The 14,999-nt window shown below is 42.8% G+C and carries 16 protein-coding genes and 1 pseudogene; 12 read left to right on the top strand and 5 right to left on the bottom strand.

Features of this window, described 5'->3' with window-relative positions; genetic code table 11:
* Positions 1 to 187: 187 nt before the first annotated feature.
* The 4 genes from nifU to nifB all read right to left on the bottom strand — a co-directional run bounded on the left by nifU (position 188) and on the right by nifB (position 4,407).
* Positions 188 to 1,087 carry a Fe-S cluster assembly protein NifU gene (gene nifU, locus LC653_RS35730; protein WP_229499698.1) on the bottom strand — a complete coding sequence of 300 codons (900 nt, stop codon included), beginning with the start codon at positions 1,085 to 1,087 and terminating at the stop codon, positions 188 to 190.
* A 134-nt stretch (positions 1,088 to 1,221) separates the two neighbouring features.
* Positions 1,222 to 2,427, bottom strand: a complete 1,206-nt coding sequence (nifS, locus tag LC653_RS35725; protein ID WP_229499696.1) for a cysteine desulfurase NifS — start codon at positions 2,425 to 2,427, stop codon at positions 1,222 to 1,224.
* Positions 2,428 to 2,453: 26 nt separating this feature from the next.
* Positions 2,454 to 2,807, bottom strand: coding sequence for a 4Fe-4S binding protein (locus LC653_RS35720; RefSeq protein WP_229499694.1), 354 nt, complete (start codon positions 2,805 to 2,807; stop codon positions 2,454 to 2,456).
* A gap of 148 nt (positions 2,808 to 2,955) precedes the next feature.
* Positions 2,956 to 4,407, bottom strand: a complete 1,452-nt coding sequence (gene nifB, locus LC653_RS35715) for a nitrogenase cofactor biosynthesis protein NifB (protein ID WP_229499692.1) — start codon at positions 4,405 to 4,407, stop codon at positions 2,956 to 2,958.
* A 1,255-nt stretch (positions 4,408 to 5,662) separates the two neighbouring features.
* Here nifB and LC653_RS35710 point away from each other — a divergent pair.
* Positions 5,663 to 6,607: an NAD(P)-dependent alcohol dehydrogenase gene (locus LC653_RS35710; protein WP_229499690.1), complete on the top strand. Its 945-nt coding sequence runs from the start codon at positions 5,663 to 5,665 to the stop codon at positions 6,605 to 6,607.
* Between the two features lie 35 nt (positions 6,608 to 6,642).
* Here LC653_RS35710 and LC653_RS35705 read toward each other — a convergent pair whose 3' ends face one another.
* Positions 6,643 to 7,998, bottom strand: coding sequence for a PQQ-dependent sugar dehydrogenase (locus tag LC653_RS35705; RefSeq protein ID WP_229499688.1), 1,356 nt, complete (start codon positions 7,996 to 7,998; stop codon positions 6,643 to 6,645).
* Positions 7,999 to 8,160: 162 nt separating this feature from the next.
* Here LC653_RS35705 and LC653_RS35700 point away from each other — a divergent pair, with 162 nt between their 5' ends.
* The 11 genes and pseudogenes from LC653_RS35700 to LC653_RS35660 all read left to right on the top strand — a co-directional run bounded on the left by LC653_RS35700 (position 8,161) and on the right by LC653_RS35660 (position 14,891).
* Entirely contained in the window at positions 8,161 to 8,361 is a 201-nt protein-coding gene (locus tag LC653_RS35700) for a hypothetical protein (protein WP_229499687.1), read from the top strand.
* Positions 8,362 to 8,382: 21 nt separating this feature from the next.
* Positions 8,383 to 8,691: a hypothetical protein gene (locus LC653_RS35695; protein ID WP_229499685.1), complete on the top strand. Its 309-nt coding sequence runs from the start codon at positions 8,383 to 8,385 to the stop codon at positions 8,689 to 8,691.
* Between the two features lie 198 nt (positions 8,692 to 8,889).
* Positions 8,890 to 12,516 (top strand): HEAT repeat domain-containing protein, encoded by a 3,627-nt coding sequence (locus LC653_RS35690; protein WP_229499683.1) that lies wholly within the window; start codon positions 8,890 to 8,892, stop codon positions 12,514 to 12,516.
* A 51-nt stretch (positions 12,517 to 12,567) separates the two neighbouring features.
* The gene (locus LC653_RS48030; RefSeq protein WP_442944187.1) at positions 12,568 to 12,789 is read left to right on the top strand and encodes a DUF6888 family protein; all 222 of its coding nucleotides are present in this window, start codon (positions 12,568 to 12,570) and stop codon (positions 12,787 to 12,789) included.
* Positions 12,773 to 13,012 (top strand): DUF6887 family protein, encoded by a 240-nt coding sequence (locus tag LC653_RS35685; RefSeq protein WP_229499682.1) that lies wholly within the window; start codon positions 12,773 to 12,775, stop codon positions 13,010 to 13,012. The genes LC653_RS48030 and LC653_RS35685 overlap by 17 nt, the downstream gene beginning before the upstream one ends.
* Before the next feature lie 29 nt (positions 13,013 to 13,041).
* Positions 13,042 to 13,266 (top strand): annotated as a pseudogene (locus tag LC653_RS35680) (type II toxin-antitoxin system HicA family toxin).
* The gene (locus LC653_RS35675) at positions 13,263 to 13,487 is read left to right on the top strand and encodes a type II toxin-antitoxin system HicB family antitoxin (protein WP_229499681.1); all 225 of its coding nucleotides are present in this window, start codon (positions 13,263 to 13,265) and stop codon (positions 13,485 to 13,487) included. The pseudogene LC653_RS35680 and the gene LC653_RS35675 overlap by 4 nt, the downstream one beginning before the upstream one ends.
* A 94-nt stretch (positions 13,488 to 13,581) precedes the next feature.
* A complete protein-coding gene (locus LC653_RS48025) occupies positions 13,582 to 13,803 on the top strand; it encodes a DUF6888 family protein (RefSeq protein WP_443689867.1) in 222 nt (73 codons plus the stop codon).
* On the top strand, positions 13,787 to 14,035 hold the full coding sequence (locus LC653_RS35670) for a DUF6887 family protein (RefSeq protein WP_229499680.1): 249 nt from the start codon (positions 13,787 to 13,789) through the stop codon (positions 14,033 to 14,035). Before LC653_RS48025 ends, LC653_RS35670 begins: the two co-directional genes overlap by 17 nt.
* A 193-nt stretch (positions 14,036 to 14,228) precedes the next feature.
* Positions 14,229 to 14,483 carry a hypothetical protein gene (locus LC653_RS35665; protein WP_229483995.1) on the top strand — a complete coding sequence of 85 codons (255 nt, stop codon included), beginning with the start codon at positions 14,229 to 14,231 and terminating at the stop codon, positions 14,481 to 14,483.
* Between the two features lie 9 nt (positions 14,484 to 14,492).
* Positions 14,493 to 14,891: an HNH endonuclease gene (locus tag LC653_RS35660; protein WP_229499679.1), complete on the top strand. Its 399-nt coding sequence runs from the start codon at positions 14,493 to 14,495 to the stop codon at positions 14,889 to 14,891.
* Positions 14,892 to 14,999 lie beyond the last annotated feature (108 nt).

The following is a 14,999-nucleotide window of genomic DNA, read 5'->3' as shown; positions in this document are numbered from 1 at the left end:
GCTGTTAGCCGTCATAGTGGTAGGACTGATACCAATTCGTAATTCGTAATTCGTAATTCGTAATTAAGAAATAATTGGTATGAAGCATTGAGTGGAGACAATGATTCGGTTCAAATCCTACTTTCTGTTCCTGGCTGAATGCATATTAGGGCGTATTTGTAGAGTACGTTAAGTCCTACAGCAATTCCTAAACTGCTTCGACTACAAGGTTCTTGCTGACACGATCTTGTAATCTGGCTTCGATCGCAATTTTTAGGGTTGCTGTACTACTAGAACAGGAACCGCAAGCACCTTGCAATACAACTTTAACGCGATCGCCTTCGACATCATAGAGTTCTACATCTCCCCCGTCAGCGATGAGTACGGGTCTGACTTCTTCATCGAGAACCTTTTGAATTAGAGCAATCTTTTGCACGTTGGTTAGCGATCGCTCTTTAGACGTAACAATTTCTGTGGCAACTTTTACGCCGTAATTGTTGAGAGCAGGTGAGGCGTATTCCTGTTGAACTGATCTAATAATATCATCGATGTTCGCCAGACAGGAACCGCATCCGCCACCAGCTTTCACATAATTTGTTACTTGTTCAGCATCCGTGAGATGATTTTCTAGAATCACGCGACGAATTTTGGACTCGCTGATGCCAAAGCAACTGCAAACTAACGCGCCTTCATCATCGTCATCATGGGTAGCTAGAGGTATGCCACGATAATTGTAGATAGCGGCTTCTAGCGCTTCTTGTCCCATGACAGAGCAGTGCATCTTTGCTTCTGGTAAACCACCCAAGTAATCTGCAATGTCTTTGTTGGACACTTTCAGGGCTTCATCTAAGGTTAAACCTTTGACCATTTCGGTTAATGCACTAGAAGATGCGATCGCACTAGTACAACCAAAGGTTTGAAAACGAGCATCTAGAATCTTATCAGATTCTACTTCCACTTTCAGGTGCAATCTCAGAGCATCACCGCAAGCAATGCTACCGATTTCGCCCGTTGCAACCTTAACCCCTGGTTCGCTCGTTTCTTCGATTGCTCCCTGATTCTTGGGATCGTAAAACAGTTCTAATACTTTATCAGTGTAGTCCCACATAACTTTTGTCCTTTGTCCTTTGTCATTTGTCCTTTGTCATTAGTCATTAGTCACTTGTCCTTTGTCATTAGTCATTTGTCACTTGTCACTTTTCCAAAACTAATGACTAATGACCAATGACTAATAACCAATGACTAATGACTAATGACTAATGACTGTTCTTGCAGCCAACCCGCATCATCATTTTTGAAGGGTGAGAGGGCGCGTAAACGTTCCACAATACCAGGCATTACTTCTATTACTTGCTCGATTTCTGCAACTGTTGTGTAGCGACAAAGGCTGAAGCGGATGGAACCGTGCAAAGTTGTGTAGGGTAAGCCCATTGCCCGCAGGACGTGGGAAGGCTCTAGAGAACCAGAGGTGCAAGCAGAACCGGATGAGGCACAGATACCGTATTTATTCAAGGATAGTAAGATAGCTTCACCTTCAATATACTTGAAGCCGATATTGGTGGTATTGGGCAATCTCTGCGTAAGGTCACCATTGACTACACAATCGGGAATTGTAGCGAGTAAAGTTTGTTCTAGGCGATCGCGCAGCCTTCTTTCTCTTGTGGTCGCTTCTTCTAAGTGTAACAGTTCTAGTTCCGCAGCTTTGCCCAAGGCAATAATTCCTGGAACATTCTCTGTTCCCGCCCTACGTCCGCGTTCTTGGTGTCCCCCAATCATGAAGGGACGGAACCGAACTCCGCGCCGGATATATAAAGCACCAATTCCTTTCGGCCCGTGCAGCTTGTGACCAGACAGGGTTAACATATCCACCGTGCTAGTCTTCATATTCAAGGGGATTTTTCCCACTGCTTGCACCGCGTCTACATGGAAGATAGCACCATATTCTTTTACGCGCAACCCAATTTGCTCAATCGGGAAAATCGTGCCGGTTTCGTTATTAGCATACATAATTGTTACCAGGGCGGTGTTACCCGTCAAGGAAGCTTCTAGTTCATCTAGATCCAACTGCCCTTGATGATTTACTGATAGATAGGTAACACTATAACCTTGGGTTTCTAATTGTTTGCAGACATTGAGTACTGCTGGATGTTCAACTTGGGTGGTGACGATATGTCGCTTTTCTGGTTGTGCCAACAGTGCGGCTCGAATCGCCGCGTTATCTCCCTCAGTTCCACAACTTGTGTAGACAATTTCTGACTCATCGGCTCCCAGGATGGCTGCAAGTTGTTCTCTTGCTGTTCTGACTGCTTTACCGACTTGCCCACCAAAGGTATGCATACTGGAGGGATTGCCGTAATAGTCCGTCAGGTAAGGTAGCATTACCTCTATAACTTCTGGGTCTACCTTAGTGGTGGCATTATTATCGAGATAGATGCAGTTATTTTGCATTGTTGTCTTCAATTACGAATTACGAATTACGAATTACGAATTATTTGGGGTTGACGCTTTTGCAACTGTTCGGAGTATTTCTGAGAATAGGTGTTAAACCAACGTTCCCAGTAATCTTGTTTATTTGTTAATTTAGCAACTACGTGGTTGTAATTGGTAAACCAGCTTTCCCAGTAATCGCTAGGCTGCTTAACGCAACCGTCGCAAGTGGGACAACCAGCTTTACACTGAGGCACGGTATGAATACTACCAATACAGTTTGTACAAAGTTCAGGGTCAATCCAGTGCTGTCCGTCAACCACTTTAACTGCATTTGTGGGACATACCGTTAGACAGAGATTGCAGGAAATACACTGGCTAGTAAGAATTTTGTAAGCCATGATTTATTCTCCTTTTGGGCGCGGGGAGTGGGGAGTGGGGAGTGGTGAGTGGTGTTAGCGGATAGCTAAGGTTTAGCCCGTGGTGAGTGGTAAGTGGTGAGTGGGGAGTGGTGAATATTGAAATTCCCTACTCCCTACTCCCTATTCCCTATTCCCTATTCTCTAATTCCTTAACGTATTGCTCGTAGAACTCCAAAGCAACCTTCTCAATCACGTCGTAAGCTTCAATAGTCTGTATTCCAGCTTCTTGCAATTTTTCTTGAGGACAGTTACCAATCTTGGAGACTAAAACTGCTTTGCAATCTGCGATCGCTTTCATAATATGCTCAAAAGAAGCTTCTTCGCCGTATCCACCTTGGCAATATTGGTCAATTTTGCGATGACTGACAAAGCGAACTTCGTCCCCACCCACTTCGTAAATTTGGAATTCTTTGGCATGACCGAAGTGTTGGTTAACCAATCCGCCGCCTTTAGTTGCTACTGCAACTAGGATTTTGGGACTGTTGGCAAATTTCTTGCCGGCAAGTGCCTTGTCTTTGGCTACTTTAAGTTCTTCTTTAAACTTCTCAATACCTTCGTGAACGGTAGCGCGTTGTTCCATGTCATATTCTGGAGTCATTTCCAAGAATTTCTCTTTGGAAAATTCCTGGCTGCGGTCTTCTCCCAATAATCCGACTGCATCGGCGCGGCACTGGCGACAGTGACGCATCATTTTCATGTTACCGGAGCAATTATCTTGGACTTCTTTGAGTTCTTTGGGTGTGGGGCCACGTTGACCGGTTAAACCGAAGTGTGTGCCATGTTCTGGTGCAGAAATCAATGGCATGATGTTGTGCAAGAATGCACCTTTTTCACGAATGACTCGATTCACTTCGACTAAGTGATGGTCATTAATTCCGGGAATCATCACGGAGTTAACTTTGCACAAGATGTCAGCATTTTTGAGGGCTTGCAATCCTTCCATCTGTCTTTCGTGGAGAATTGTCGCGCCTTCAATGCCCTTGTAACGCTTGCGCTTGTAGTGAACCCAAGGATAAATCTTAGCACCGATCTCTGGATCTACCATGTTAATGGTGATCGTAACGTGATCTATATTTAATTGTTTAATGCGATCGATGTAATCCGGCAGCATTAAACCATTGGTTGATAAGCATAGCTTGATGTCTGGTGCTTGCTCTGCAATCAACTCAAATGTGCGGAAGGTTTTTTCTGGGTTCGCTAATGGGTCGCCAGGGCCGGCAATTCCCACAACTGTCATTTGGGGAATCTTGCCGCCAATGACTAAAGCTTTGTGTGCTGCTTGTTCTGGTGTTAGCAATTCGCTAACTACTCCAGGACGGCTTTCGTTAGCGCAATCATATTTGCGGTTGCAATAGTTGCATTGAATGTTGCAAGCGGGAGCAACTGCAACGTGCATCCGGGCGTAGTGGTGATGGGCGTCTTCGCTGTAACAGGGATGTTTAGCAATGCGTTCTTCGAGCTTTTCGTCCCTTTCCACGGTGGCGCTGGTGTTGCTGTCGCAGCCGCAACCACCTGATTTTGCTTGGGTTGTCGATTCCGTAGCAGGGGAGTTGAGGAGTCGTGTAGACGGTGATGTCATTGAGTTTCGCAAAAGGTCGGTGGACTTGGCTGCCACTGTGGGAGATGCTGTTGCTACTCTCTATGCCCAGGAATTGAAGTCGCGTCTTTCACACTGCCTGCAAACCCTTGGGTTCGGGCGACTTGTTTTCAAGTAAGGCAGGCAATAGATATCTGATGTTCGGCTGGTGTGTGTCAACGTTCGGTTCTTGGGTAGAATTGGTGCTTACAGCCGCGACTTCTCTTCACTTCAGGCATGGTGCTATGTCATCCCTCCACTCACTTTTCGCTTTGTTTGTTTCAGAGCGTTAGGTGATTGGCGATATAAGATTTATAGCAGCCGTCTCCTAGCCAAACAGTGCGTCTCTCTAGGATAGAATTTATTGGATTTATTACGGTTGTACTCAAATACTAAAAACCCTAATTATTCAAGCATTACAAGAATTAAAAAAGTTTTTTTCGGGTAGGGGTTCTAGTATTTTTTGGTTGGGGTTCTAGTGTTTATAGATAGGGGTTCAGGATTTCTTTGTACTCAGCCACAACCCAATCCCAGCAAAGACTTTAATCTACTTGCAACTGGGTTTTGGTTATTTAAATGTGTACTCACATTGCCCTCAATTTGCGTCAAAAGCAAGAAATGCCAAGGGTTTGAGGGTGAAAAACTGAAGTAATCTATATTGTTCTACTCCATAAACGTGCGAAATCCAATTCTGTATCTAACATATCATTTTTTTGAGGGTAAAAATGCACTTCATATTCTTTTAATTTTTCTTTGACAATGATGTTCAATTATGCCTTTAAGCCTTATCTGGTAAGCCATATAAGCTAGTGGGAATAGATGTGTTCCTACACATAATTTTCAAAAAACTTAACTTTTCAGTTCTTTTTTTTTCATTCCCACAATGAGGAGATGGGTAGGAAACTCTGGAATTTTGTGTTTAAGAGAAACAACAAACTATAATCTAACATGATTGAGCGATCGCAATGAATTTTCTGAATTGCTCACTACAAACCTTAGCGAAAAACCTAACCCCCTAGTGCCGCAAGGCGGAAGTCAAAAGAATTTGATTCCGAGCTTCTTGCGTCATTTGAAATGGTATATTTATTTCCGCGCCCACTGTACTAGTTTTTCGTTAAATCCCATGCGACGCCGATAGGGAGTCTTGTCTGCGACAGGCTCTTGCGTTCGAGCCTCATAACCCGTCGTAGACATCGCTACACTGTATTCATAAGCTGTCTAAGTTCATTAACGAAAACAGGGTAGCAGGAGGAATGCGATGAAAGCAGTGGTTATCCGTCGGTATGGCGCGGCTGAAGTGTTGCAGTACCAAGACGTAGAGCAGCCGAAAATTGAGCCAACGCAGTTACTTGTGAAAGTTCGTGCTAGTAGCGTTAATCCCATTGATTGGAAAATTCGCCAAGGAATGTTGAGCTTGATTAGCGGTAGCAAATTTCCGAAGATTCTCGGGTTTGATGTGGCGGGAGATATAGTAGCAGTTGGCTCTGGTGTCACGCACTTTAAACCTGGAGATGCTATTTATGGCAGTACTAGCTTTCCTGGAGGAGGTTATGCCGAATTTGCAGCCGTTCCAGAAAATTTGGTGGCTCTCAAACCAACAAATCTAAACTATGAAGAAGCTGCTGTTGTGCCATTAGCAGCACTTACGGCTTTGCAATCGCTGCGAAATGAAGGAAATATTCAAACAGGACAAACAGTTTTAATTAATGGTGCTGCGGGCGGTGTAGGGATTTTTGCAGTGCAAATTGCTAAAGCTTTAGGGGCAGTAGTGACGGGAGTTAGCAGTACTAAAAATTTGGATTTAGTGAAATCTTTGGGAGCAGACCGCGTGATTGATTATACGCAGCAAGATTTCACCCAAGATACAGTGCAGTATGACATTATCTTTGATGCAGTGGGTAAGCGATCGCTCTCTCAAACCAAAAGAGTCCTCAAACCAAACGGAATTTATATCACCACGTTACCCAGCCCCAAAGTTTTGTTAGAGAGCGTCTTAACAGCGTTTCTTCCCGGACAAAAAGCGAAATTTATCCTAGAAAAACCCAATACTCAAGATTTGGTTTATCTCAAAGAATTGATTGAAGCGGGTAAAATTCGTGTGGTGATTGATCGCACATATCCCTTACCGGAACTAGCGGCGGCTCATGCTTATAGCGAAACTGGGCGTGCAATGGGGAAAATTGCGATTGCTGTTTCTAGTTGATTGGAGGACAATAAGCCAAAAGCAGCACAGGTAACTCAATTTTTGATGTTGGATAATAAATAGGAGAGCTTGTAGATAGTGCCGCTGTAGTCATCCGAAATTAACAAATTACCTTGGTTATCAACTACCATATCCACCGGTCGTCCCCAGACTTCTTGCGTTCTTGGAACTAGCCAACCGTTGACTAAATCTATCTCCTGTCCTAGACTCTTTGTTGTACTGTTCCAGGGAAAGTAAGCTATTTTGTAGCCCGTTTTCCTCCGCCGATTCCATGAACCATGCAGCCCCGCCACTACCCCACTTGAGTACAGGCTGGGAAATTTGGTATTTTGTAAGAATGTTAGTCCCAAGGGAGCCGAATGGGCTTGAATACCCTTGTTAATTCTGTCCATTGCATTGCAATTAACACCTCCATCAGCATTGAACTGATAGTCGCGGTCAAACGGCATATTGTTGAGGCCAGTTGACGTGTCAGGATTGGGGTTGCAGAATGGCCAACCGTAGTTACCGCCATCTCGGACTTTCGTGAACTCCTCTGGCGGGTGGTTGTCTACGTAAGAGGGAATAATCTTACCGTAATTGCCACTGCTATCCTTGAAAGGATAGGCGATGTTGTCTCGATTATTAACGACTACCCAAAGGTCATTTGTGCCAGGTAAGAATGCTAATCCTTCGGCATTACGTAAACCTTGGGCAAAAAGCCGCTGATTGGTTCCATTGGCGTTGTACTGGTAAATCGCACCACGCTTTGGGGTACTGACAGTATCTTCCTTGCAGGCATTGCACGTTGAGGCGATTGACACGTACAGTTTGTGGTTGGAATCAAGTGCGATATTTTTTAGTTCATGCCCATAGGAGCCTTTGAGTTCCGATGTGCTGTTGTCTGGTAAACCAATTACAACGATTTGACGATTTTTGGCGATTCGATCTCCAGATTTGTAGATGAAGCGGTTAATTTGATGAGTCTCAGAGATATAAACGTATGTGGTGTTGCCAATCTTATGAAACACAATGTCGTGTGGTTTGCGTAGACCGGTCACGAAGTCAGAAATAATTGGGTCTTTGCTGCCATTGGGTCGGACAATTAACACTTTACCTGTACTGGGCTGTGACACGAGAAGATCCCCATTGGGAGCAACTGCCATAAAGCGAGCTTTGTTAATGCGAGCATAAACAGAGACGGAGAAATTGGGCGGCACTTTCAAGTAACGGTTAGTATTAAAGGGCGCAAAGGCCATTGTACTAGGCACTTTCAGCTTGGTCTGAACAGACGCAGCAGGCGGGTTGCCAAACGCTGCGGTGGTAAGAACCTCTAAGGACATCAGACTCAGTAGCCATGTGGATAATATGCCTCCAATTATCTGTGTTGGTTTTAAAGCAAATGCAACCATTTTAAAGTTCCCTCTAGCTTTGTAGTGATTTATATTACACGTAACTCTCGGCTAGCCGATTGTACCCGGAGTTTGAACAAAGTTAACTCAGAGATACTAGTTTTTTAAAATACTTCAAATATCTTTATGTACTATTATTTTTCTTAACTCCTCAAAAAATGGGTGAAGCGAAAGTTACAAACAAAGGCACGGCGATCGCTCTTTCAAACCAAAAAATTCCTCAAACTTAACGGAATTATCACCACCCTATTTAGCCGCAAAAGCATTGTGCAGAAAGCTTTAACAGCGTTATTTCCCCGTCAAAAAGCCAAATTGGTGTTTAAAAAACCCAACACTGATAACTTGGTTTTTCTCAAAGAATGAATTGAATCTAGCAAAATTACTATGGTGATTGATCGCACATATGCCTTACAAGAACTAGCGGCGGCTCATGGTTGTAGCAAAAGTGAATGTGCTATGGAGGAAATTGCGTTGGCGCAGCCCGCACTTCTCTACGAGACGCTGCGCGAACGACATGGTTCGACTCCCTTCCCTACGGGACGCTACGCGAACGGCTACGCTACTTCGGCTACGCTCAGTACAAGTCAGGGCAAGCCGCTCACCAGCCGCTCAGTGACCATCGTAGACATCGCGGTTAGCAATTTCGCCAGTCCCAACAACCGCCTGGGAATGAATTCCCAGTCTCATGGCTAAAGTCTTCTAAAGAAGACTGAACTAAAGTTTTAGTCCACTGAAGTGGAGTTGAGCTATTAGCCAGAGAATAAATTCTCTGGTAGGATGTGGGGTTAAGTGCGATCGCGCAATATATTTCTGCAATAACCCTGAAATCTGTAAACATTATTCAAGCTAGTGGATATACTCGTAATCAAACTCTCAACAGAAGCGAGTATTATGCTGGACTGGTTAGCTATTTGGGGTGTAACTCAGGCCGCCGGGTTTATTTTTAAACCCATTCTGGAAGACTTAGCCAAGGATGCTGCTAAAGATTGGGCTAAAGAATTATTAAAAGGCATTCCTAGCAAGATTTTCCAGAAACTTAAGAAGGAAGACATAGAAATTGCTGCTGGTAAAGCGTTAAAGGAATTTTTGCAACTCATGCAGCAGCAGTTAAAGGTTCGTTGCAAACTTGCTGAAACTGAGATTAAAGAATACACCAAAGACATCCAGAAATTTATCAATGATAATTCAGTTGCAGAAATTCTTGGTAAGGCTTTTGATATTAATTGTGAATCTCTAGACGCTAAAACCCTAGAACATAGTTGGAACAGGCTGCAATTAAAACCTCTGCCATCTAAGTTTAACTGGGAATCACTTACAGAACAGTATTTAACACAAGTCCAAGAACTTCTTTTAGATTCAGAAAAATTACACCATATCCTAGAATTACAAAAGTTATCTGATATTGAAATCAATACCAAAGAAATTGCTGGTGTTATTGTAGATTTTAATTTAGTTAAATATCAAGAAGGAATCCGCGAACGTTATGGCAATCTCAAATTAGATAGCTTAGATACTAGCGGCTATGCCTATAACGAACTTAAATTATGGCGAATTTTTACTGCTCAAAATGTTCGGCAAGCTCATCAAGTTTTACCACAAGTTCACGAACTGCCTAAAGAACATCTGAGACGGCTGCGAGAAAGTGACCAAGTAGAAGCAGAAATTCAATTAGAAGAATTAGAACGCAATAAACAGGCTTATTTGGAACAGCCGATACTTTCAGTATTAGATGTTGTCAATAAAAAGCAAGATTATAAATATCTTGTGATTTTGGGCGATCCTGGTTCAGGTAAGTCTACATTATTGCAATTTCTGGCTTTGAATTGGGCTGAGTCTCCACTGGATAATGTTATCTCATTACCAATTCCGTTGCTAATTGAGTTACGCACTTATATGCGGCGACGGGAAGATAAAGAGTGCAATAATTTTCTAGAATTCTTTCATAAATGTAGTGGTGCAATTGCTCATCTCAATCAGCTTGAGCTAGATAAACAATTAAAAGCTGGTAATGCGTTAGTGATGTTTGATGGTTTGGATGAGGTATTTGACCCTGGTAAGCGAGAGGATGTAATTACTGATATTCATCGCTTTACTAATGACTATCCTAATGTGCAGGTAATTGTCACTTCTCGGATTATTGGCTATAAACCGCAACGATTGCTTAATGCTGAGTTTCGTCACTTTATATTACAAGATTTAGACTCAGAACAAATTCAGGATTTTATCTACCGTTGGCATGAGTTAACTTTTACCGATGCAGTAGATAAAGTGAGAAAACGGGAACGGCTACAAAGAGGAATTGAAGCTTCCAAATCTATTGCAGAATTGGCAGGAAATCCTCTACTGTTGACGATGATGGCAATTCTTAATCGGAATCAAGAGCTACCAAGAGATAGAGCGGAGCTTTATAATCAAGCATCGCGGGTACTGCTACATCAATGGGATGTGGAACGCGCTTTGACAGAAGATCAGAGGTTAGACCCGAAGACGATTGATTATAAAGATAAGCAAGCGATGCTGCGTCAGGTTGCTTATCTTATGCAAACTGGCGATAAAGGTTTGGCTGGTAATTTGATTAATGAAAATGATTTAGTCAAAGTTCTGACTGATTATCTCAAAACCATAGAATTTGAGAAACCCAGAGAAGCGGCGCGGGTGATGATTAATCAACTGCGGACTCGCAACTTTATGTTATGTTTCTTGGGTGCGGATTATTATGCTTTTGTGCATCGGACATTTTTAGAATATTTCTGTGCTTGGGAGTTTGTCTGGCAGTTTAAAGAAACGCAAACGCTGACTATTGAGGAACTTAAGGATGAAGTTTTTGGCAAACACTGGCAAGATGAAAGTTGGCATGAAGTCTTGCTGCTAATTACCGGAATGATTGAGCCAAGATTTGTTGGGGAAATTATTGATTATTTAATGATACAAGATGGCGAAGAGGAAAAGTTTGTTAATCTTTTTTTAGCGGCTAAGTGTCTTGTAGAGGTGAGAAATCGCTCGGCGATCGCGTTAACGGCTAATAAATTACTTGACAAACTCAAAGACTTAACTAAATATGACCTCTGGTACTATTACGACAACTCCTATTATCCCTATTATGATGAAGGAATTGAGCTAGTTCAAGAAATTCATACTCAAGCAGTAACAGCAATTGCAACGACCTGGCAAGAATCTACCGACACCAAAACTTTCCTCAAAGAACGCGCTACCCAAGATGAGCACGAAGATGTGCGACGTGCAGCAGTCGAAGAATTAGCGAAAAACTTCAAAGATGACCCCGACACCAAAACTTTCCTCAAAGAACACGCTACCCAGGATAAGCACGAAGATGTGCGAAGTGCAGCAGTCGAAGAATTAGCAAAAAACTTCAAAGATGACCCCGACACCAAAATTTTCCTCAAAGAACGTGCTACTCAGGATGATCATGAGTATGTGCGAAGTGCAGCAGTCAAAGGATTAGCGAAAAACTTCAAAGATGACCCCGACACCAAAACCATCCTTAAAGAACGCGCTACCCAGGATGATTACTACTTTGTGCGACGTACAGCAGTCCGAGAATTAGCGAATCACTTCAAAGATGACCCCGACACCAAAACCTGGCTCAAAGAACGCGCTACCCAGGATGATCACTTTTTTGTGCAACGTGCAGCAGTCGAAGGATTAGCGAGGAACTTCAAAGATGACCCCGGCACTAAAACCTGGCTTAAAGAAAGTGCTAACCAGGATGATCATGAGCATGTGCGAAGTGCAGCAGTCGAAGAATTAGCGAATCGCTTCAAAGATGACCCCGACACCAAAACCTGGCTTAAAGAACGCGCTACCCAGGATGATCATGAGCATGTGCGAGGTGCAGCAGTCAGAGGATTAGCGAATCGCTTCAAAGATGACCCCGACACCAAAACCATCCAAAAAAGTGCTATCCAGGATGATCACTGGACTGTGCGAAATGCAGCAGTCAGAGGATTAGCGAATCACTTCAAAGATGACCCCGACACCAAATACATCCTCAAACAACGCGCTACCCAGGATGATCATAAGTATGTGCGACGTGTAGCAGTCGAAGAATTAGCGAATCACTTCAAAGATGACCCCGAAACCAAATCCATCCTCAAACAACGCGCTACCAAGGATGTTGACGAAGATGTGCGAGGTGCAACAGTCCAACAATTAGTGAATCACTTCAAAGATGACCCCGAAACCAAATCCATCCTCAAACAACGCGCTACCCTGGATGAGCACGAAAATGTGCGAGGTGCAGCAGTCCAACAATTAGCTAAATACTTTAAATATCAGCCTGAGTTGTTTGATATCTACCACAACTGCGCTGTTAATGACCCGTTTGAGCGCAAGGAAGAGGATGAAACTAATCCTCGGCGCATTGCACTAGAGATAATTATCAAACAATTTCCTCAGCATCCCCAGACTTTAGCACTGTTGCGCGATCGCGCAGAGAATGACCCAGATGAGCAAGTGCGGGAATTTGCTCAGAAGAAGTTAAAGCAGTGGGAAGGGTAAATGTAAGCTGATTTATTATTTACAGTAGAAACCGCAAAAGAAAGGCTTACTATTATCCATGTCACAATTGAGGAACAGACGATTTACCCAACATACGCACAAGCTATAGCCTGTCTACGTGTCTGTCAGATGTTGTCAAACACCTATCGGAGTATTGAGCTATTTCGCTTTGATGACCAAACCGGAGTTGTATTTATTTTTGTCAATGAAGAACTCCAAATCATTGTACCCGCTAATGGAAACTGGAGGTTTTTAAATGCGACCGAATTTTGAAGCAATGACTAACAAAGAATTAATAGCTTACGCACTTGCACATCGGGAAGATGTAGAGCCTTTGCGTGTTTTGTATGACCGCCGCACTCCTGATTCAGAAGCAACATGGTATGGGCCAATGGTAGCTGAAGACGGTACGCCAATAGAAGAAAATATTCGCATTGCAGAAGAAGCAATTAGGCAACGCATTGAGCAAGCAAATCAAAACAAGCAAGATTATTAGAGTTAAGAATAAAAATGTAAGCTGAGGTTATGCCCAAGAAAATCAGAGAACTCAAAAGCTTGTTGTTCCAAGCAGGATTTACTTATAAACCTGCAAAGGGTAGCCACAGTAAATGGATGCATCCGCAATTGCCTAAAGCTATCATTATTGCTGGCAAAGATGGTAGCGACGCCAAACCTTATTTATAAAAGCAAGTCAATGAAGCACTTGAAGAACTAAATAAAATGAAAGAAGACGAGGAGACAGAAGAATGAAATATACAATCTTGATTCAATGGTCACAAGAAGACCAATGTTATGTGGTTTTGCTACCTGAGTTTACAGATATAATGCAGCCTTGCACTCACGGAGAGACTTACGAAGAAGCTCTTAAAAATGCTCAAGAAGTTTTAGAAATGCTGATTGAATCATCTTTGGCTGACGGTGAACCTCTCCCAGAGCCTAAGACGCTAGGAAAGTTTTTGGAAGTTGCATAGATTAGTGGTAAATCAGAAGTGTGAAAATGTAAACAGAGGCTATGCACAAGAAAATTTACTATTCACAGTATAAACCGCAAAAGAAAGGCTTACTATTATCTATGTCACAATTGAGGAACAGACAATAAACCCAACCAATGAACAAGCACAAGCCTCTGTGCGAGTCTGCCAAATGTTATCCAATACCTACAAAGATATTCACCTGTTTCGTTTTGATATCCAAACTAGAGACATATATATTTTGGCAAGTGAAAATCTTCAAATTATCATACCCCATAATGGAAACTGGAGGTTTTTGAATGAAACCGAACTTTGAAGCGATGACTAGCAAAGAACTAACAGCTTATATACTGGCACACCGAGATGATGATGAGGCTATTCGTGTCTTGTTTAGTCGCCGCAATCCTCCCGATTCGGAAGCAACTTGGTACGGGCCAATGGTGACAGCAGACGGTACACCAATTGAAGAAAATATTCGCATAGCAGAAGAAGCAATTAAGCAACGCATTGAGCAGGGAAATAAAAGAAAGCAAGATTCTCAAAGTTAAGGCTTACTCATCTGGATTAATAGATGTTACCCAAGAACTATTTGATGTCCTGAAAAAGATGAGCAAAGCGCCTAACGTACCGCTATATAAAATGGTGCGTTAGGCTAAAGCTTAACGCACCCTACTTAAGACTAGGAAAGTCATTAAAAGTGGCGTTGTAAATCAGTAAAATTAAATAAAAATAGGTAATCTCATGACTACATCTGTAAATACTACCAAAGTCTACGACGAAATTATAGACTTTATTGCTGCTGGAACCACTCCCCAAAGTGTTATCGATTTCAAACTCTCGGATGCAGCCAAAGACCGTTTAGAGGATCTCGTTTACCGCGCAAAAACTGAAGGTCTTACAGGAAGTGACCAGCGAGAGTTAGATCATTTCCTCACGCTAGAGCATATTATGCTACTAGCAAAAGCAAAAGCTCGTCAGTATATCAGCGCGGAGTAAGTATTCAAAATGTCTCGTCCATATATTAATGCAGAATTGCGGCGTTTAGTTGCCGATCGCGCCGAGTATATTTGTGAGTATTGTCTCGTTTCTGAAGTACATAGATCGTCGGGTTGTCAAGTTGACCATATAATCAGTGTCAAACACGGCGGCGCTACAACAGCAGATAATCTTTGTTATGCCTGTATCTTCTGTAACCTGCAAAAAGGGACGGATTTAGGGTTAATTAATTGGCAAACTGGCGAACTTGTGCGGTTTTTTAACCCACGCAGAGACTTTTGGGGTGATCATTTTCGACTAGATGAGGCTGTAATTCAGCATCAAACAGACATCGGTGAAGTTACCGCACGCATCCTAGATTTTAACGGTGATGAAAGGCTCATAGAGCGACCTGACTTTTCCCGTTAAGTCTTGAAAGGCTTACTGATAAAGGATTTAACAAACAGCACAGCATATACGGTAGAGTAATTGAAATCGGGTGCTAAAGGTAACAAGCAATGCTGGACTGGTGGGAGA

Source organism: Nostoc mirabile CHAB5784 (genome assembly GCF_020829645.1).
Classification (GTDB): Bacteria; Cyanobacteriota; Cyanobacteriia; order Cyanobacteriales; family Nostocaceae; genus Nostoc; species Nostoc mirabile.
The sequence above is the reverse complement of the archived record's forward strand: the minus strand, read 5'-3'. Positions and strand labels throughout refer to the sequence as shown.